Source organism: Plantactinospora sp. B5E13 (genome assembly GCF_039871775.1).
Taxonomy (GTDB): Bacteria; Actinomycetota; Actinomycetes; order Mycobacteriales; family Micromonosporaceae; genus Plantactinospora.
In genome coordinates this window covers 167021-185975 of the sequence record NZ_JBDPLT010000011.1, presented here as the reverse complement: position 1 = coordinate 185975, position 18955 = coordinate 167021, and the positions used below count along the sequence as shown (strand labels likewise).

The following is an 18955-nucleotide window of genomic DNA, read 5'->3' as shown; positions in this document are numbered from 1 at the left end:
CGAGCCGAGAGCGCCACGGCACCTGGTGAGCCGGGGCACAGCGCTCCGGCAGGCCGTCCCTACAGGTCCACTCCGGACAGCACCAGCACCCGGGGTTCGGTGTAGTCGTCCATCGCGCTGCGTACGCCCTCCCGGCCGACGCCGCTGTCTTTCACCCCGCCGTACGGCATCTGGTCCGCCCGGTACGACGGCACGTCGCCGACGATCACCCCGCCGACCCGGAGTGCCCGGTGCGCGGCGAACGCGGTCTGCAGACTGTGCGTGAAGACGCCGACCTGCAGCCCGTACGCCGAGTTGTTTACCGCGTCGAACGCGGCGGCGTCGTCGGCGACCGGCGCCACCACCAGCACCGGCCCGAAGACCTCCTCGGTGTTCACCCGGCTGCCCGCTGGCACTCCGGTGAGTACGGTCGGCGCGAAGCCCGTACCGGAGCGGCGGCCGCCGACCTCGATGGTCGCCCCGGCGGTCACCGCCTCGTCGACCCAGCTCTCCACCCGTCGGGCCGCCGCCTCGTTGATCAGTGGCCCGACGTCGGTCGTCTCGTCGGCCGGGTCCCCGGTCCGTAGGGCCCGGACGGCGTCGACCAGCCGGGGCAGGAAACCGTCGTGGAGCCACTCGTGGACGAGGACCCGCTGCACCGCGATGCAGCTCTGCCCGGCCTGGTAGTTGCCGAAGGTGGCGATCCGCTCGGCGGCCCACCGGAGGTCGGCGTCGGACGACCAGTCCGCGCAGATCACCGCGGCGGCGTTCCCGCCGAGTTCGAGCGTGACGTGCTTGTCCGGGGCGGCCCGGCGGATCGCCGTACCGACCGGGCCGGAACCGGTGAACGAGACCACCGGTAGCCGCGGGTCGGCGACCAGGTCACCGGCCCGGTCGTCGGGGACCGGCAGCACCGAGAACATCCCGGCCGGCAGCCCGCTGCCGGGGCCGTCGGGCTCGGTCACCTCGGCGAGCAGTTCGCCGAGCAGCAGCGCGCTCAGCGGCGTCTTCGGCGCCGGTTTCACCACGATCGGTGCGCCGACCGCCAGCGCCGGGGCGACCTTGTGGGCGACCAGGTTCAGCGGGAAGTTGAACGGGGTGATGCCGAGGACCGGACCCCGGGGCACCCGGCGGACCAGGGCGAGCCGCCCCTGGCCGGCCGGTTCGGTGTCGAGCCGTTGCAGGTCGCCGGAGAACCGACGGGCCTCCTCGGCGGCCCACCGAAACACCGAGACGGCCCGGGAGACCTCCACCCGGGCCCAGCGGATCGGCTTGCCGCTCTCCGCGCCGACCAGGCGGGCGACCTCCTCGGCCCGCTCGGCGAGCCGCCGGGAGACGTGGTCCAGGGCCTCCGCCCGGACGTACGCCGGGAGGGCCGCGGCCCGATCCGCGACGGCCCCGGCGGCGGCGACCGCCGCCTCGACCTGGTCGGGGTCGGCGTAACTGGTCCGGCCGACCTCCCGGCCGTCGTACGGCTGCCGGACGATCAGCGGCTCCGGGCCCTCGGTGGGCCGCCCGGCGAGATGGAACGGCACGGACTGCACGTCGGCAGCCTAGTCCGCCGGGTCGGGCCCCGGCACCGTGTCACCCGGCACCACGCCATCCGGCACCGTGTCAACCGGTGCCGGACCGTCGACGGTGACGGCGTCCGATGTCGTCCCGGTCGGCGGGTAGGCCGTGAGGTAGTCGTGCAGCCGGCCGGCGCCTTCGAGCATGGCGCCCGCCCGCCGGGTCAGCTCCGCGTCGCGTTGCATGACCACCGCCCGCAGCGCCTCCGTGCTCCCGGTACGCCGCAGGCCGTCCATGATCTCGCGGACCTGCGGCAACGGGTAGCGCGCCTGACGGAGCAGCCAGATCATCCGGGCGTCGCGCACGTCGTCCGGGCCGAACCGGCGATACCCGGTGCCCCGTTCCCGGCCCGGGGTCAGCAGGCCGGCGGCCTCCCACACCCGCAGCGCGCTGGTCCGGACCCCGAGGTGCGCGGCGAGTTCCCCGATCCGCAGCCCGGCCCTGGAGTCCCCGGTCCGGTCCCCTCCCGTGGGCTGACCGGCGATCCGATCGAGCGCCTCGCCGGTCTCCCGGAGCAGCCGCCGCTCCTCGTGCTGGGCGGCGTGGCCGGCGTCCAGCAGTTCGAACGCCCGGGCGAGCTGCCCGCCGTGGATCGCCTGCATCATCGCCCGCGCCGCACCCCAGCCGTACCCCCTGGCCAGCGCCCGGTACGCGAGCAGGGCCCGCCGGTGCCGGTCGGTGAGGCTGCGGTAGCCGTTCGGCGTACGGGGTGCCGGGGGCAGGATCCCGGCGTCGACGTAGTTGCGGATCTGCTGCGTCGAGACGTTCACCAGCCGGGCCAGGTCGACCGGACGTACCCGCTCCCCGACCCGGCTCACCGTGGACTCCCCGCCACTCTGTCCCCCTTGCCGGAGTTCCCGGTCAACCGGCCGCCTGGAACGCCCGACCGACCGCGGTCGGCTGGTCACCTCTGCGGAACAACCCGCTGCGGTCCTTGTCGGTGGCGGGCAGCCCGAACCAGGCGTACCGCTGCAGGTACGACAGTCCGCCGAGCATCTTCGTGGCGGCCGTGACAAAGGCTGCCTGCTCCTGCTGGCTGGGGAACCGGGCCTGCCCCGAGGAGAAGTCGATCAGGGCGAACTCGGTGAGCCAGATCGGCTTCCGGTACCGCTCGTACACCGCCTGCAGGTAGGACCGGAGCTGGCTCACCGCGTTCACGGTCCGGAAGTCCCCGCCGTACCAGTGCAGCGCGATGAAGTCGACGCGGTGACCGCGCTCCTTCGCCCCGGACATGAACCGGTCGAGCCAGCCGCCGGGCCGGTCACCACCGAAGGCGACCGCCGGGCTGCCCAGCCTGCTGCCGGTCGCCTGCAACTTCGGCCAGAGGTCCAGCGCCTCCTCCACGCTCATCTCCGCCTGGCCGGCCAGGTCCGGCTCGTTGAACCCGAGCAGGTACGGTCCGGCGCTCCTGGCCCGGGCCAGGTTCGCGCTGGTGACGTGGTCCCGACCCCAGATCATCGGCACGAACTGCACCCCACGTGGTGTGCTGACCCCGTCGTGGTGTGCCGCCCAGGTGTAGTACCAGCTCGCCCCGGAGTTGGCGAGGGCCTGACTGACCCCGGGGAAGTTCCACACCGCGACGCCCGTCTTCTCCGACGTCCGGGGTGGCGCCGCCGGCACGGCCGGCCGACCCGACGTACGCCGGCTCGGGGTCGCCGTCGGGGTCGGCGTGCCGGTCGACGGGGTCGGCGTGCCGACGCCGGGGCTCGGGCCCGGCCCACCGCCGGTCGTCGCGGCGGCACCCGGCGCCGGATCCGGACCGGCGAGGGCCGTCGTCTCCGGCTCGCCCGGCCGGCTGAGCTGCACCGCCAGCAGCACCGCGACGACCAGGCCGGCGACCGCGGCGGCGGCCGAGACCGGGCCGGCCACCCCGCGCGCCCCGGTACCGAACAACCGGCCCAGGCCACGCGGTGGCGCCGCGTACGCGCCGGCCGACGCCTTGAACCGCTCGCCGAGACCCGGCGGCACCGGCAACAGCGGCAGCCCGGCCAGCAGGCCCTCCACCGGCAGGAGATCGTGGCCGGCGCGTCCGCAGTCGGCGCACTCCCGGACGTGCCGGGCCAGCCGCTTGCGCCACAGCGGGGTAGGTACGCCGTCCCAGCCCCGGGTCACCGTCGCGAGTTCCGGACATCCGGGGCGGATCCGCAGCGCGCGGACGACGGTACGGGCGACGTCGAGCTGCTCCTTCATCCGGTGCACCCGGACGGCGACGTGCCCGGCCGGCAGTCCCAGGCCGGCGGCGAGGTCTGCCCGGTCCAGCTCACCGCTCTCCTCCAACCACCAGAGGGCGAGCAGTTCCCGGTCGTCCGGGTCGAGCCAGCGGGTCGCTTCGGCGACCTCCCGGCGCTGGTCGGTGAGGCCGAGCCGGAGGATGGTGAGTCCGGCGAAGTCGCCGGCCGGATCCGGCACCTCGTCCGGAACCTCGGTCGTCGCCCCGCCGGGCGTACCGGTCCGCTGGGCCTGCTGCCAGTCCCGCACCTGCCGGACCGTGATCGCCACCAGCCACGACCGGTACGCGGCCGGGTCCCGCAGTTCGGCCAGGTGCCGGACCAGCCGGAGCAGCGTCTCCTGGGCCACGTCGTCGGTGTCGGGATGCCCCCGCAGCGCCCGGCCGACGATGTTGTAGACCAGCGGCAGCGACCCGGCCACCAGTGTGTCGAGGGCGTGCCGGTCACCGGCCCGGGCGGCACGGACGACCCCGGGGTCGGGATAACTTCGGCCGGGTCGGATCATGCCGCTCCACTCCCATCGCTGACTGTTCACGGTTCCGTACGCCACGTCACGATCTCCGACGGGCTCCTGTTTCGGAGACGCTACGGCGGCCGCCGGATTACGGTTTCTTCCGGCAGTACGCGGGATCGCCGGGCTCGGTTCGACGGTCGGACCGGTCAGGCGCCTGCGGTCTCGAGCCGGTGAAGCCGCTCCCCGGTCAGCACCCGCCAGGTCCGTCCAGGTCCGTCCAGGTCCGTCCGAGGCCCATCCGAGGTCCGCCGAGGTCCGCCCAGGCCCATCCGGAGTCCGCTGAGGTCCGTCCAACGATGTAACCGGATCTCGTTCCCGGCGCCGAGGCGACCAGCCGTGGGCGCACCGAGACTGGCGGTATGACCAGGACATCCGTGCCACGCCCGACAGATACCCGATGAGCAGCGGCCTGCTGCTCTCCCTCGCCGGGCTCGCCCTGATCGACAGCACCAGCATCGGCACCCTCTTCATCCCGATCTGGCTGCTGCTCTCCCCGGAGCGGATCGGTGTCGGACGGGTCCTCGGGTACCTCGGCACCATCGTGGTCTTCTACTTCGCCGTCGGCCTGCTGCTGCTCTTCGGCGGCGGGCGGCTGGTCGACGCACTCGACGGCGCGGCCGACAGCCCGGTGCTGAACTACGCCCAACTGGCCCTCGGGGTCGGCCTTCTCGCGCTCAGTTTCCGTTTCGACGGCAAACGCCGCCGGGGTCCGAGTCCGGTGTCCCGGTGGCGGGACCGGGTCACCACGGGCGGTTCGTCAGTCGGCTGGCTGCTCGGCCTGGCCCTGCTCGCCGCGCTTGCCGAGGTGGCGACGATGCTGCCGTACCTCGGGGCGGTCGGGCTGATGACCACCGCGGACCTCGCCGTGTGGACGGTGCCGATGCTGCTGGCCGGCTACTGCCTGGTCATGGTCCTGCCCGCCGGTGTGCTGCTCGCCGGCCGCGCCGTCCTTCCCGGCCTCTCCGAACGACTGCTGCGGCGACTCAACACCTGGCTCGTGGAGAAGGCCGGCACCGCGACCGGCTGGATCCTCGGCATCGCCGGCTTCCTCGTCGCCCGCGACGCGGCGATCCGGCTCTTTCCGAACGTCGTGGGCTGAACCGGGCGGCTGGCCGCCCTGGTCGTACTCGCCCAGGGCATGATCGGCGGCGAACCTGGACTGCCGGTCCTGGGCCCGGTCCTGGAGTCGAACGCGCCGTAGCCGCTGCTCGCCGCCGTTTTGCGGTCGCCGTCGCCGTTTTGCGGTCGCCGTCGCCGGTTCCTGGTCGGGCTCGCGGCGACCCGGGCGGTCATCCGGGACATGCCACCGCGCGACCGGGTGGCCTGACCAGCGCGTGGGATGACCAGCGCGTGGGATGACCGGGCCACCGGACGCCCCCGGGGCCGGCAATATGGTTCGGAGACCGACGAGGGTGGTGTGATGTCCAGGATTCTCGTTGCCGGTGCGTCCGGCCTGCTCGGGTCCGCCGTGGTCCGCGCGCTGGTCGCCGCCGGCCACCAGGTCTGGGGTACGACCCGGCAGGCGTCCCGGATCCCACTGATCGGGCGACTCGGCGGACACGGGATCGTGCTGGACGCGCTCGACCGCGCTTCGGTCGACGCGGCCCTGGAGCGCGCGGCTCCGGACGTCGTCGTCCACGAACTGACCGACCTGGCCGGACTCGACTTCGCCGCCAACCGCCGACTGCGGATCGACGGCACCGCACACCTCGTCGGTAGCATGCTCGACCACGGCGTGACCCGGCTGGTCGCGCAGAGCATCTCCTGGGCGTACCGCCCGGGCCCGACGCCGGCGACCGAGCGGGAACCGTTCGCCACCGTGCCGGAGACCGGCGAACCCGCGTACGACGCCATCGAGCTTCTCGAACGCGAGGTCGCCCGGATTCCGTGCGGCGTCGCCCTGCGCTACGGCCTGCTCTACGGGCCCGGCACCTGGTACGCGCCGGACGGCGCACAGACCGCCCGGGCCCGGCAGGGGCGGATCGAGGCGACCACGGCGTGGACAAGCTGGGTTCACGTCGACGACGCTGTCGAGGCGACCGTCCGCGCGCTCGACTGGCCCGCCGGGCCGGTCAACATCGTCGACGACGACCCGACGCACGTGGACGAGTGGGGACCTGGGTACGCCCGGGCCGCCGGTTACCGCGGTACCCCGCGGATCTCGTCGCGTGCCCCGGGCCGCGCCGCCTCGAACGCCCTGGCCCGCGCCGCCGGTTGGACGCCCCGACATCCGACCTGGCGGACGACCCTCACCGACCCGGCGATCCTCGCCCGGGAACCGGATCCGTCCTGACCGGTGTCGAACGCAGTCCCACCACCGTCCGGGAACTGTCACGGCGAACAGCCGGAAATCCCGCCGATGGTCCCGCTCGCGGCGCGGTAGGCTGCCTCACATGTCCCGGGTCCAGGTCGCGATCGCATCCGCGTCCGAGCCGGTCTCGCCGCTCGGCCGACGGCGACGCGTGGCTCGACGCCGCGACCGCCTGCGCTGACCTGACCCGTGGTGACCGGCGGTTCGATCCGCCGGTCCCGTTCGGTCGCCGATCGATCCGCTCTTCTTCCCTCCCATCCGGTCCGGGGTCGCCCGCCGCCGCCCCGCCGTACCGGTGGGCAGGGAGCGATCCGGACCGCCAGTGAGATCGGCGTGATGATGAATCCCAGTCTCGAAAGTCTGCTCACCGACCGGCTGGCGCCGGCGTTCGCGTCCGTCGCGGGCGGTGCGGTGGATCCGCTGGTCCGGCGGTCCCGGCACGCGGACTTCCAGGCCGAGGCGGCGCTCGCCGTGGCACGTCGGCTCGGCCGGCCACCCCGGGACGTCGCCGCCGAGGCCCTCGACCGGGCGGACCTGTCCGGTGTCTGTTCGGCGGCGACCGTCTCCGGCCCCGGCTATGTCAACCTGTCCGTCGCCGACGAACTGCTCGCCACGCTGCTGACCAGGATGGCCGCCGACAGCCGGCTCGGCGTACCGCCGGTGGATAACCCGGAGACGGTGGTCGTCGACTACTCGGCCCCGAACGTCGCCAAGGAGATGCACGTCGGTCACCTGCGCTCGACGGTGATCGGCGACGCGGCCGTACGGCTGCTCGACTGGCTCGGACACCGGGTCGTCCGGGTGAACCACCTCGGTGACTGGGGCACCCCGTTCGGGATGCTGATCGAGCATCTGCTCGACCTCGGTGCGTCCACCACCGGCGACAGCTTGTCGATCGGTGACCTGAACGCGTTCTACCAGGCCGCCCGGGTCAAGTTCGACGCCGACGGGGGTTTCCGGCAGCGGTCCCGGCGGCGGGTCGTCGCGCTGCAGGCCGGCGACGAGTTCACGGTACGGCTGTGGCGGCGGCTCGTCGCCGAGTCGGAGCGGTACTTCCTGGCCGTCTACGACCGGCTCGGGGTGCTGCTGACCGCCGACGACTTCGTCGGCGAAAGCTGGTACAACAGCCAACTGGCCCCGCTGACCGGGGAGTTGGACCGGCTCGGCGTGCTCACCGGGAGCGGTGACGCCGCCTGTGTCTTCCCACCCGGGTTCGTCGGCCGGGACGGGGAGCCGCTGCCGCTGATCGTCCGCAAGAGCGACGGCGGGTACGGCTACGCCGCCACCGACCTGGCCGCGCTCCGGCACCGGATCGACACCCTCGGCGCGACCCGGCTGCTCTACGTGGTCGGGCTACCGCAGCGGCAGCACTTCGAGCTGGTGTACGCGGTGGCCCGGCAGGCCGGCTGGCTCCGACCACCGGTCCGGGCCGAACATCTCGGCTTCGGTCTGGTGCTCGGCGCGGACGGCCGGAAGCTGGCGAGTCGGGCCGGCGACTCGGTCAAGCTCGGCGAGTTGCTGGACGAGGCGGTCGCCCGGGCCGAGGCGCTGGCCCGGGAGAAGAGTCCCGGGCTGGACCCGGCCGAGCTGGCCGAGGTGGCGCGGGCGGTCGGGGTCGGCGCGGTCAAGTACGCCGACCTGTCCAGCGAGCGGACCCGCGACTACGTCTTCGACTGGGATCGGATGCTGGCGTTGGGCGGGAACACCGCCCCGTACCTGCAGTACGCCCACGCCCGGATCCGGTCGATCTTCCGCCGGGCCGGTGGTGGACCCTCGGCCGGCGCCCGGATCGCGGTCGTGGATCCGGCCGAGCGGGCCCTCGCCCTGGAACTGCTCGATTTCGGCGCGGTGGTCGGCGAAGTCGAGCGGACCCTGGAGTTCCACCGGCTCACCAGTCACCTGTACGCGGTCGCGACCGCGTTCAGCACGTTTTTCGAACGCTGTCCGGTGCTGCGGGCCGACGCCGGGACCCGGGCGAGTCGGCTGGCCCTCTGCGAGCTCACCGCCCGGGTTCTCCGGCAGGGCCTCCACCTGCTGGGCATCACCGCCCCGGACCGGATGTGACACCCGGGGTGGCGGTGGAGCCGTTCTCCTCAGCCGCGACGGTGTCGGTTGATCGCCCGCAGTTCGGTCATCAGTTCCCGCCAGCGCCGGGGGATGCCGATGTCGAAGTACTCCGACTTCAGCGTGATGATCTTGACTTCGCGGTCACTGAGCAGGGACCTCATCGCCGTGTGGAGTTCGTTGAGGAAGGCCGCCTCGCCGAGCCGACGGGTCGTACCGGGCTCGATCACCACATCCCACTGCATCAGGCCCCGGGTACGGATCCGGACCGTGCCACCGGACGACACCCCCTCGGCGTCGATGGCGTTGAGCTCCTCCTCGTACCGGCGCTGGTGCGGGTCGGCGGCCGGCCGCTCGGCCGCGGCCAGCTCCTGGGCGCTGAGTCCCTGCGACTTCTGGTACGCCTCGCTGCGACCGCGATGGTAGGCGACCCAGGTGAGTACGCCGAGCCGGGCGAGCTGGTGGGCGAGGTCGTCCTCGTCGTACCGGTCGTACGCGCCGGTGCTGAACCAGATGTCGACGTCGTGGTAGTTGGTCACCTGGGCGTGGATGCGTTCATCGGGAGAGTTCACCGTGACGACCATCCTGTCCAGATGCTCACCGATGGAGGCCATAACCGTCCCTTCCGTGACCGGACATGCCGTCCCACCATAGTCAGTCCCGTACGGACAATCGCCCCCTATCCCCCCTGTGGTAGACAGGGCACGTGTTCTCGCCCGGTCGTTTCACTGCCCTGCTCGGCACCGTCGTCCTCGGGGCGGCGCTGCTCCCGTCCACTCCGGTCCGGGCGGACGCCGACGACCTGACGGTCTTCGCCGGGACCGGCGGCGCGGGTGCGTCCGGTGACGGCGGCCCGGCGGCGAACGCGACGCTGAACCATCCGACGGGTGTGGCGGTGGCCGCCGACGGGACTGTCTATCTCAGCGACGGCGGCAACCACACGGTCCGGGCCGTCTCGCCGGCCGGCACCATCACCACGGTCGCCGGTACGGGTCGGGCCGGAGTTCCGGGCCGGCCGGTGCCGGACGGTGTCCGGGGCACCGGGTTCGACCTGGTGTTGCCCACCTCGCTGGCGGTCGGACCGGACAACGTCCTCTACATCGCGGACAGTGGGCTGTTCCGGGTCCTCGCCCTGACGCCCGACGGCCGGCTGTCGGTCGTGGCCGGTGACGGCCGGCGGGGCGGTACCGGCGACCGTGGCCCGGCCACCGAGGCGACCCTCGGTCAACTCGGCGGCCTCGCCGTCGGCCCCGACCGGACCGTCTACCTCGGGGAGACCGACAACGGCAGGGTCCGGGCGGTCACCCCGGACGGCGTCATCACCACGGTCGCCGGCAACGGCGGCACCCAGGTGACCGCGGCGGGCGGACCGGCCACCGCGGTGCCCGTACCGGCCCCGGCCAGCCTCGCGGTCGACGGCGACGGCGCGGTGTGGATCGGCAGCGGTCTGCTGGTGCACCGCCTCAGCGGCGGGCGGGTGGCCACGGTCGTCCGGACCGGCGGGGACGGCGGCGGCGGTTGGGGCCTCGCCGAGGACCAGACGTGGCCGCCGGCCCGGACCCCGGTGAACAACGTCAGCGCGGTCGCCGCCGGACCGGACGGGATCTACCTGCTCGACCAGCAGGACCGCACGGTGCGCCGGCTGGGTGCCGGTGACGCCGTCACGGAGGTCGCCACCCTCCCGTCGACCGGCGGGCCGGCGGCCGGACCGGTCGCGGTGGGCGCCTCGGGTACGGCGTACCTGGTGGACAGTGCCGGCAACCGGGTGTACGCGTTCCTTCCGTCGGCCGCGCCAGCGCCGGAGACGGATCGTGGCGGCCTGCCGTGGTGGCCGTTCGTCGCCGGCGCCGCCGTGCTCGTCCTGCTCGGCGGCTGGGTCACCCGCCGGCTACGCCGGAACCGGTGAGGCGGCGACCGCTCCGGTTCCGACCACCGCACCCGATGAACCGACAACCCCACCGTCGGCCGGCCGGGAACTGCCACCCGGGCGACCACGGTCCGTGAACGACCGGCAAGGAGTGTCGATGGTACAGATCATGGGTGGAGACCTCTACCACCTCTGGCGGGTCTCCGACGTACATCTGCCCCGCATCGCAGACGTCTACTACGACGCGAGCCGGGCACTGGGCGGCGCGACCGGGGACGACGACGGCGGATTCCGCGCCAACGCCCCGACCGGCCCCGGCGGCACCATCATGACCAGCGCCGTCGGTGCGGCCTGGGCGGAGGTCCGCGACGAACTGCAGCGGATGTACCAGGACATCGGCAGCACCGTCCTGGACGCGAGTGCGGCGTTGCGCCGGGCGCAGCAGGCGTACGTCGACGCCGACATGGCCCGCTCCGACGCACTCTCCAGCATCCTGAACGACCCCTCGAAGCACAACCCGGACGACCCGATGTCGAATCCCCCGGTCGAGGGCGCCCCGGACCACCCCGGTGAGCCGGCACCCCGGCCCTGAAAGGAGCCCGCATCGTGAGCAGTCAGGTGGAGACCCCGGGCGACCTGGCCGGAGGGACATACAAGTCGACCGTACGGGACAAGGCCGCCCAGCTGAAGCAGGAGCTGATCAAACAGACCCTCGACGACATCGAGTCGTGGCGCAAGGCGGTCGACCTCGAGTACCAGCAGGCCCACCCGGACCAGCCCAACAACGCCTCCCCGATTCCGCCGGAGGAGATCGAGGGATACCGCAACACGGTCCGCAACGAGTACTACGAGTGGGTGGAACCGGCGTTCGAGAAGTACCTGGAGCCGGATCCGGACGCCCTCAACTCGATGATCAGCGCGTTGCGCACGATCGAGAGTTCGTTCGGCGGCAGCCAGGACGACGCCGGCAACTACCAGGGTGCGAGTTCGGCGCTGTCCAGGATCAACGACGTCCGGACCGACATGGCCGAGTGGGAGGGCAGTTTCCAGGTCAACTTCCTCGACAACTTCGTCAGCCCGCTGCAGACCTCGTCCGGCAACCAGGCCGCGGTCGCCAAGGTCAGCCGCGAGTACCTCGAGTGCACCAAGGTGATGTACATCCGCTATCGCAAGGCGGTTGTCGAACTGCTCGACAAGTCGATCCAGGCGGTGCAGACCCTCAACAACGGCAAGGACCCGAAGAGCTTCACCTGGGGCACCCTGATCGGCATCTCGGTCGGTACGGCGCTGACCCTGGGCACCGGCGGCCTGGCCATCACCGGCGCGGTGTTGATCATGAGCAGCACCATGTCACAGGGACTCGTACCGGATCCGCCGAAGACGAACGAGCTGAGCGCGCCGACCGCTCAGGAGGTCGCGGTCAAGGTCTCGGAGGCGATGTCCAAACTAGACGGTGATGTCCTGGAGGAGGAGCGCAAGGTCCAGGACGCCTTCGGCGCGCTGGCCGACACGATCGTCGCGGCCCGGAAGGACTACGGCCAACTCTGGGTGGCAACACCGGCGATCAGTGACGCCCGGCCGGACGAGATCACCCGGAACCTGCTGCCGGACAGCTGACCGCTCCCGGCCGGGCGGCGCCAACCGGTCGGCGGCGGCACCGCGGCGTTGCCGGCCGGGTGGTGGCTCCGGAGGATCAACCCAGTTCCGCGAGCATCCCCTCGCAACTGCGGACCACCATCCGGGCGGCACGGCGCTGGTCGGCCCCGTACACCGGATCCTCGGCCAGCTCCTGCCAGCGGCCGACCGCCGCGCTCGCCCGGTCCCACAGCTCGTCGCCGCCGGCGTCGTGCTCGACCCCCAGCCGGGCGGCCAGGCTGGTGCCGTCCCCGCCGATCAGCCGGTTGGCCTCGGCGACCAGGCCCGACTCGAACCGGACCCGGCCGCCGAGCAGCGCCGCCGACAGCCGCAGCTCGCGGAACTCGTGCGCGTTCACGAGCACCTGCTCCAGCCGGGCGAGGAGTTCCTTCGCACCCGGCCGGGGCTCGGTACGCAGCAGCGACTCCAGCGCGGCCAACGCCGACCGGGACTTGAGCACCGGGGTCCGGTCCACGAAATAGCGGGTGATCGACTCGCGCAGTTCGGTCAGGCCGCTGCGCCGGACCAGTTCGGCGCAGAGCCGGGCCCGACTGTCACAGCCGGTCCGGATCAGCGTGGTCGACAGCCGTACCCCGAAGATACCCAGCCGGTCGAGCAGCGCGTGCCGGGCCGCGGCGTCGATCGCGACCGGAAAGTCGACGGCGGTGAACCGGTCGGTGGAGAGCAGCAGCAGGTCGGTCTCCGCCTTCGGCAACCGGGCCAACGCGGCCAGCGCGGTGAACTCCGGCTCGGTCAGCACCCGGCCGGCGAGCGCGACCAGGCCGCCGAGTGCGACGACGCTCAGACACCGGGTGTTGATCCGGGGGTCGCGGCGGTGCCGGCGGGCGAGTTGCCGTGCGGTCAGCAGCGCGTCGACCCGTCCGCCGGCGAGTTCGTCGACCCGGGAGAGCACCAGCAGGACGTTCACCGGCGCCGCCCGGGCCACCGAGCCCGGCTGTGTGCTCTGCAGCGCGCGCAGGTCGTCGCCGCGCCCGTCCCGGCTGAGGTAGAGCACCGCGTCCGCCTCGCGGACGATCCGGTCGACGGTCGCGGCGCCGTCGTCGGTCGCCGCGGGCAGGGCGCGCTCGACCGCTGTCCCCGCCGCGCCGGTGCCCGCCGGGTCGAGCTCCGGGGTGATCGCCGGGGTGTCGATCAGTACGGCGTGCCGCAGCGCCCGGGCCGGCCACTGCACCACGAGGTCGTCGACCTGGTCCCAGCGCCAGCCGCCGAGGTCCACCCGCATCCCGTTGCCGGTACGGGTGACCGAGAGGTCCCGGGGCGCCCCGTTGGCCGGGTACGCGGTGATCCGCGGCTGGGGACCGTCCTCGTACCAGGTGAAGACCTGACGTCCGTCGGCGACCTCGACCGGCGCGACCTCCTCTCCCATGATGGCGTTGAGCAGGGTCGACTTGCCGGACCGCCAGGGTCCGGCGACCGCGATCCGCAGCGGCTCGCCGAACCGCTCCAGCAGTCGGTGCAGCCGCTGCACCGCCCGCCGGTCGTTGCGGTAGACCTCCGCCGCCTCGGTCAGCAGTTCCCAGGTGGCCTCGTCGAGGCCGGGCCGGGCCGGGCGGACCTGCTCGTGCGGTCGGGTCACGCCCCCGGCTCCAGCCCGCCGCGGTCTCCGGCGACGACCGCGACCCCGGCCAGCGCCTGGGCCCGCTCGTAGAGGTCGGACAGCCGTTTCATCTCCTCCGCGATCCGCCGTTGCCGCTGGTCGCGTTGCGCCGCGTCGACCTCGGCGGCCTGCTTGGCGTTGCGGAACGACCGGACGATGCCCTCCTGCAGATCCTCGGTCAGCTCGCTGAAGTGGTCGCGAAGCATCCGCTGCACCTGCCGGGCGGTGTCCTTGGTGTCCTTGCTCAACCGCAGGAAGAAGTCGTCGACGTGCCGCTGGGTCGCGGTCTTGACCGCCGCCTGGCGGCGTTTGAGCAGCGACTTGCCCTCGTCCCGGACACTCTTGCCGCCGAACAGCGCACCCGCGCCGAGCGAGATGGGATTGATCAGCGGCATCCCGGCGAGCGTGGTCGCCAGGCCGAACATCAGCACCCCGCCGTACGAACCACGCAGACCGGTGACGAGCTTCTGGGTGCGGGTGAACCGTTCGACCGTCGGCTGTTCCATCACCTGGATCCGGTCGGCCAGATTCTCCGGCACCCGTACCGACCAGCTCGGCAGGGCGTCGAAGCCGTACCGCTCGAAGGCGCCGGCGACCCGCTGGGCGATCCAGCCGCAGCGCTCGGCCAGCCAGGCGTAGTTCGCCTCCGCCGCCTCGGTGAGGTTCTCGGTGAGCCACTCCTGGAAGGTGTCCCAGCCGGTCAGCGGGTCGGCGGTGTCGAACGCCTCGTCGACCTTGCGCAGGATCTGCCGGGTCCGGTCGCGCAGGTCGTACTCGACGTCGGAGATCAGGTCGGCCATCTCGTCGTTGAGGGTGTTCTGCCACCGTTGTGAGCAGCGGCGCAGCTCGTCGACCTCGCGCTGCGCGGCGTGCAGTTTGGAGATCGGACCGGACCTGGTGGCCGCGCTGGTGACCGCGAGTTCGGCCCGCAACGGCGCCGCCAGCTGTTCGAGGACGGTACGGGAACTGAGCGCCACCGCGTTCCGTCCCAGGGTGTCGGCCTTGCCGGCCTGGTCCCGTCTCAACCGGTTGATCAGTTCGGGGAAGTGCGACTCGGCGTTGAGCTGCTTGTCGTTGGTCCGGGCCGCCTGCAGCCGCAGCGTCGCGGAGACCGGGATCAGCGCGGCGGCGACACCGGCGTCGGCCAGGTGCTGACGGTTGCGCTCGACCACGGCACGCCAGTGCGGCACCATGTCGATCTTGCTCTGCACCACGGCCACGTTCGCGTGCGACTGCGCGATGTGCAGCAGCAGGTTCAGTTCGGTCACCGAGAGTTCCCGGGTCACGTCCGAGACCAGCAGCACCAGGTCGGCCTGGCCGGGCGCGGCGGCCGGGCTGATCGGGCGCCGCGGGTCGGTCACGTCCATACCCGGGGTGTCGATGAGCACGAGTCCGGAGGCGAGCAGTGCCCGGGGAATGCCGATCTCGGCGTGTTCCACCCCGGTGCCGGGCCGTGGCCCGGTGCCGTCGAGGTCGCTCCCCCGACCTCCGCCGGCGGACGGCGGACCGGCCGTCTCCGGGGCACCTGTGCCGTCACCGATCCCGGCGCCACGACCACTGATCCGGGCCGCGATCCGTTCCATCGGTACGGCGATCCGGCGGGCCGGGCCGACGACCTCGGTGCCGAGCGGGCCCGGGGGTGGGGACGGCTGTCGCACCCGCGCAGCCGACTGCCCTGCCGTCGTCTGTCCCGCTGTCGTCTGTCCGGCCATCGTCTGTCCGGCGCCCGTGTGTCCGGCGCCCGTCTCCGGCCACGACGGCGCCGGTGACCGTGGCGCGGCCGCCGGACCGGGGCCTGCCCGCCGGGACGCCGGCCGGGGTTCGACACCGTGACCGGCGGCGGACCACGGATCCGGACCGGGCCCGGTCGGCGGGCGGCGCGGTCCGTCCGACCGGGACGCTCCGGACCGTTCCGGCCCGGGACGCTCCGGCCCGGGACGCTCCGACCCGGGACGCTCCGACCCGGGACGCTCCGACCCGGGACGCTCCGACCGGCCGGAACCGCCGGGTAGCGGACTCCAGACCAACGCGGCACCGGGGGTCTCGGCGTGGCCGACCACGGTCGGGATGGTGGTGCTGATTCCCTCACCCACCGGGCAGACCGTCGCGTTGAGCAGTGCGTTGATGAGCAGACTCTTGCCCTGTTTGGGCTCACCGACGACCAGCACCCGCAGTCTCGGATCCAGCAGCTGGGCGCGTCGCCGCCGGAGCCACTGGATGAGGTCGTCCCGTCCGTGTCTGCCGGAGACCCGGACGATCTCGTCGAGGACGTCAAGCCAGTTGGGCGCCACCACGCACCAAGTGTGCCGATTACGCCGCAATTATCAAGAGGAGAACTCGGCTCTGCGCCGGCACCGACGATTTCCGGCCCGATCCACTGCCCACCGCAGCGAAGCGGTTACGGCCTGATCGGCTGCCGGTACGGCGAGCTGGCACCACCGGAGAACCGAAGGCCGGACCGTGGGACCACAGTCCGGCCTTCGGCGGGCTACACGGGCTTCCCGCGCTCAGAGAAGGTCATCCGTGATGCCCAGCAGGCCGCCGGAGGTGGAGGCGTGTTCGTCTCCGGTCGGCCCGGTGTCTCCGACGAGACCGGAGGTGGTCCCGCGCAGTGTCTCGCCGACGTGGTCGGTGAGACCGGTCACCGTCGAGGTGACACCCAGGTCGTCGAGGGCTGGATCGTCGGCGGTGCTCAGCGGCCCGACGTCGAGCGCGTCCCCGACACCACCGACGGCGTCGGTCAGCCCGGCGACCGAATCACCGACGCCCAGCGAGTTCCCGACCCCGCCCAGCCCGTCCGTCACGCCCAGCGTGCCGACCAGCCCGGTCACCTGGTCGAGCGTGCCGTGCAGGGTGTCACCGGCGAAGTCGACCAGACCCAGTTGGCCGCCGTCCGGGCCGCCGGGCACCCCGGCCCCCGTGGTGTCGGTCAACACCGGATCCGACAGCCCCGAGTCGAGGGTGTCGTCGAGGTCCACCCCGGTCGGCGCGACCTCGTCCAGCGGCGCCACCGGAAGCGGCTGGTCGACGTCGAGCCCCGGACCGGGCAGCCCGGCGCCGACAACCCCCAGGCTCGCCGGCGCGACGGTGCTGATCACACCCAGCGCGGCGGTGTTGAGGTCGGGACCGGTCGAGTGGGTGCCGGCGGCGAGCTGGTACGCGACGTGCTGCAACTGCCCGATCACCGCGGTCGGGTCGGGCTGGAACTGCTCCAGGCCGAGATCCTCGGTCACCGGAAGCAGCGAACCGAGCCCCTGGACCGGCGCGTAGTCGACAACCAGCGGCACCACGTCCTGCACGTCCGCGACCGTGATGTCGGTGAGCCCCGCGTCCCGCAGGGTCCCCTCCGGGTCCAGCTCGAAAGCGGACCGCGCATCCGGGTTGGTGAGCAGGTTGAGCACGAAGTCGTGCAGTGTCTGGGGCGAACCCATCGTGCCGGTCTCCTCAAACGAGCTGGCGTACTGGCCGGAGCTGCGCTGCCGCCCCACGCTGGTGCGGCCAACGCGGGTGCACCGGTCGAGCCGGCCCGGTGGCGCCGTTCGGATCTGGTAGCTCACCGTAGCCGGCGGTCCCGGCCCGGGCATCGGGGACGGTGCCCGGTTCGGCCGTGCCCCGGATTGGGGCCGAACCTGAAGTTCAGATTAGGGGCTTAGGGGATGCGTTCCGCCAGAGTTAGGGTCCCGATGGCGGATAGATCTCTGGTACGAAAAGATGACTCCCTAACGGCCCACCGGGCGAGCCCGACCGCCCGGGCCCGCACCCGGCGCGACCGGCGTCGACACCGGCGGAACGGTGCACCACCCACCGGCCCGCCCGACGACAACTCGTGGTGAAGGATTGATCGAATGCCCTATGTCCTCGGCGTCGACATCGGCAGCACCACCACGACTGCCGCTGTCATCCGCCCCCGGGGCTCGACCTGGGAGCAGCCCGAGGCGGTCCGGCTCGCCCCGACCGGCCACCCGGTGCCGTCCGTCCTGCTGATGGCGACGAACCGGTCGATCACCGTCGCCGACCCCGACGACTACGAGCACCCCGTCGACGGCGGCTGGATCGCCCGGAACTTCGTACCCCGGATCGGCGACGACGTGCCACTGCTCTTCGGTGGCGAGGCGTGTACGGCCCAGGCGCTCACCGCGATGCTGGCGATGTGGGTGGTCGAACGGGTCATCGAACGGGAGGGCGAACGCCCCGAGTGGATGGTGCTCAGCCACCCGGCCGGCTGGGGCGCGTACCGCCGGCACCTGCTCCAGGAGGCGCTCTGGGAGGTCGGGCTCGCCGACGTCACCCTCGTACCGGGGCCGGTGGCCGCCGCCGCGAACCACGCCGGGTACGGGCTCGCCGGGCGGACGCTCGCGGTGCACACCCTCGGCGGCAACACCTTCGAACCGGCCGTGGTCGACCGGGTCCAGCCGCTCGGTTTCGAACTGCGCGGCGTACACCCCGAACCGGAACACCTCGGCGGCGCCGACCTCGACGACGCGCTGGTCGAACAGATCCGCACCGCACTGGGCCGGGAACTGTCCGACCTCACCGACCCACTGGTCCGGTCGGCGCTGCGCGGGCTGCACCGGGAGTGCCGCCGGGCCAAGGTGGACCTGACCGACGTGGGCAGCACCGAGATCTCCGTACGGCTGCCCCGGCGGGACCTCCGGATGACGGTCACCCGCGGCGAGTTCGAGGAGCTGATTCGGCCCGCCCTGACGCTGACCGTCGACGAACTGGCCCGGACGGTCCGCTCCCGCGGCCCGCGCCCGGAAGAGGTCGACGCCGTCCTGCTGGTCGGTGGCTCGGCCCGGATCCCGCTGCTGCGCGAACTGCTCGCCGCCCGGTTCCCGGTGCCGGTCGAGACCGCACCCGACCCGCAGCTCACGGTCGCGCTCGGCGCGGCACTGGCCGGCAGCCAGATCCTGGACCGGCAGCGGGGCAACCGACCCCCACCACGGCCACCGGTGATGCGGCCGCCCCGCCCCGGGTACGGTCCGGGCGAGGTCGTGCCGCGCCAACGGGACCGGTCCACGGCGGCGGAACCCGCCCGCCGGCCCCCCGGTTCCGGCGCCGACGGGCGCGAACACCTGCCACCCCGCCCCCCGATCCGGATCACCCCACTGGAGTTGCCGATGCGTGCCCTTTCCCGCCTCACGGCCGGTCGCGGGTGAGCGCGCCGCCG

14 protein-coding genes are annotated in these 18955 nt (G+C 72.8%); 7 read left to right on the top strand and 7 right to left on the bottom strand.

All coding sequences use genetic code 11. The annotated features are described in order from the left end of the window. Positions 1 to 59 precede the first annotated feature (59 nt). From ABGB05_RS13375 to ABGB05_RS13365, 3 genes are read right to left on the bottom strand one after another with little or no spacing between them, the layout of a single operon-like run. Positions 60 to 1523 (bottom strand): aldehyde dehydrogenase family protein, encoded by a 1464-nt coding sequence (locus ABGB05_RS13375; RefSeq protein WP_347653576.1) that lies wholly within the window; start codon positions 1521 to 1523, stop codon positions 60 to 62. A gap of 9 nt (positions 1524 to 1532) precedes the next feature. Next, entirely contained in the window at positions 1533 to 2366 is an 834-nt protein-coding gene (locus ABGB05_RS13370) for a MerR family transcriptional regulator (protein ID WP_347653575.1), read from the bottom strand. Between the two features lie 43 nt (positions 2367 to 2409). After that, the gene (locus ABGB05_RS13365) at positions 2410 to 4311 is read right to left on the bottom strand and encodes a sigma-70 family RNA polymerase sigma factor (RefSeq protein ID WP_347653574.1); all 1902 of its coding nucleotides are present in this window, start codon (positions 4309 to 4311) and stop codon (positions 2410 to 2412) included. A 376-nt stretch (positions 4312 to 4687) separates the two neighbouring features. Here ABGB05_RS13365 and ABGB05_RS13360 point away from each other — a divergent pair, with 376 nt between their 5' ends. The 3 genes from ABGB05_RS13360 to argS all read left to right on the top strand — a co-directional run bounded on the left by ABGB05_RS13360 (position 4688) and on the right by argS (position 8665). After that, the gene (locus tag ABGB05_RS13360; RefSeq protein ID WP_347653573.1) at positions 4688 to 5389 is read left to right on the top strand and encodes a GAP family protein; all 702 of its coding nucleotides are present in this window, start codon (positions 4688 to 4690) and stop codon (positions 5387 to 5389) included. Positions 5390 to 5710: 321 nt separating this feature from the next. Beyond that, positions 5711 to 6583, top strand: coding sequence for an NAD(P)-dependent oxidoreductase (locus ABGB05_RS13355; protein WP_347653572.1), 873 nt, complete (start codon positions 5711 to 5713; stop codon positions 6581 to 6583). Positions 6584 to 6937: 354 nt separating this feature from the next. Then, the gene (gene argS / locus ABGB05_RS13350) at positions 6938 to 8665 is read left to right on the top strand and encodes an arginine--tRNA ligase (RefSeq protein WP_347653571.1); all 1728 of its coding nucleotides are present in this window, start codon (positions 6938 to 6940) and stop codon (positions 8663 to 8665) included. Positions 8666 to 8694: 29 nt separating this feature from the next. Here argS and ABGB05_RS13345 read toward each other — a convergent pair whose 3' ends face one another. Next, positions 8695 to 9237, bottom strand: a complete 543-nt coding sequence (locus ABGB05_RS13345) for a hypothetical protein (RefSeq protein WP_347653570.1) — start codon at positions 9235 to 9237, stop codon at positions 8695 to 8697. A gap of 134 nt (positions 9238 to 9371) precedes the next feature. Between ABGB05_RS13345 and ABGB05_RS13340 the strand changes: the two genes are divergently transcribed. From ABGB05_RS13340 to ABGB05_RS13330, 3 genes are all read left to right on the top strand, one after another. Then, complete coding sequence (locus ABGB05_RS13340; RefSeq protein WP_347653569.1) at positions 9372 to 10571, top strand: hypothetical protein; 1200 nt, start codon at positions 9372 to 9374, stop codon at positions 10569 to 10571. A gap of 118 nt (positions 10572 to 10689) precedes the next feature. Beyond that, a complete protein-coding gene (locus ABGB05_RS13335) occupies positions 10690 to 11124 on the top strand; it encodes a hypothetical protein (RefSeq protein WP_347653568.1) in 435 nt (144 codons plus the stop codon). A gap of 14 nt (positions 11125 to 11138) precedes the next feature. Further along, positions 11139 to 12149 carry a hypothetical protein gene (locus ABGB05_RS13330; RefSeq protein ID WP_347653567.1) on the top strand — a complete coding sequence of 337 codons (1011 nt, stop codon included), beginning with the start codon at positions 11139 to 11141 and terminating at the stop codon, positions 12147 to 12149. 76 nt (positions 12150 to 12225) lie between these two features. Here the strand turns inward: ABGB05_RS13330 and ABGB05_RS13325 are convergent, their stop codons facing one another. The 3 genes from ABGB05_RS13325 to ABGB05_RS13315 all read right to left on the bottom strand — a co-directional run bounded on the left by ABGB05_RS13325 (position 12226) and on the right by ABGB05_RS13315 (position 17216). Next, a complete protein-coding gene (locus ABGB05_RS13325; RefSeq protein WP_347653566.1) occupies positions 12226 to 13764 on the bottom strand; it encodes a hypothetical protein in 1539 nt (512 codons plus the stop codon). Continuing rightward, positions 13761 to 16079: a dynamin family protein gene (locus ABGB05_RS13320; RefSeq protein WP_347653565.1), complete on the bottom strand. Its 2319-nt coding sequence runs from the start codon at positions 16077 to 16079 to the stop codon at positions 13761 to 13763. The genes ABGB05_RS13325 and ABGB05_RS13320 overlap by 4 nt, the downstream gene beginning before the upstream one ends. A 213-nt stretch (positions 16080 to 16292) precedes the next feature. Then, on the bottom strand, positions 16293 to 17216 hold the full coding sequence (locus ABGB05_RS13315; protein WP_347653564.1) for an IniB N-terminal domain-containing protein: 924 nt from the start codon (positions 17214 to 17216) through the stop codon (positions 16293 to 16295). Between the two features lie 414 nt (positions 17217 to 17630). On the opposite strand from ABGB05_RS13315, the gene ABGB05_RS13310 reads away from it, so the two are divergent. Then, complete coding sequence (locus tag ABGB05_RS13310; protein ID WP_347653563.1) at positions 17631 to 18944, top strand: Hsp70 family protein; 1314 nt, start codon at positions 17631 to 17633, stop codon at positions 18942 to 18944. Positions 18945 to 18955 lie beyond the last annotated feature (11 nt).

What these genes read in the sequence shown, in the direction of transcription:
- ABGB05_RS13335 (WP_347653568.1), top strand. Translation starts at nt 10,690, where the DNA reads ATGGTACAGATCATGGGTGGAGACCTCTACCACCTCTGGCGGGTCTCC.
- ABGB05_RS13315 (WP_347653564.1), bottom strand. Translation starts at nt 17,216, where the DNA reads ATGGGTTCGCCCCAGACACTGCACGACTTCGTGCTCAACCTGCTCACC.
- ABGB05_RS13360 (WP_347653573.1), top strand. Translation starts at nt 4,688, where the DNA reads ATGAGCAGCGGCCTGCTGCTCTCCCTCGCCGGGCTCGCCCTGATCGAC.
- argS (WP_347653571.1), top strand. Translation starts at nt 6,938, where the DNA reads ATGATGAATCCCAGTCTCGAAAGTCTGCTCACCGACCGGCTGGCGCCG.
- ABGB05_RS13355 (WP_347653572.1), top strand. Translation starts at nt 5,711, where the DNA reads ATGTCCAGGATTCTCGTTGCCGGTGCGTCCGGCCTGCTCGGGTCCGCC.
- ABGB05_RS13310 (WP_347653563.1), top strand. Translation starts at nt 17,631, where the DNA reads ATGCCCTATGTCCTCGGCGTCGACATCGGCAGCACCACCACGACTGCC.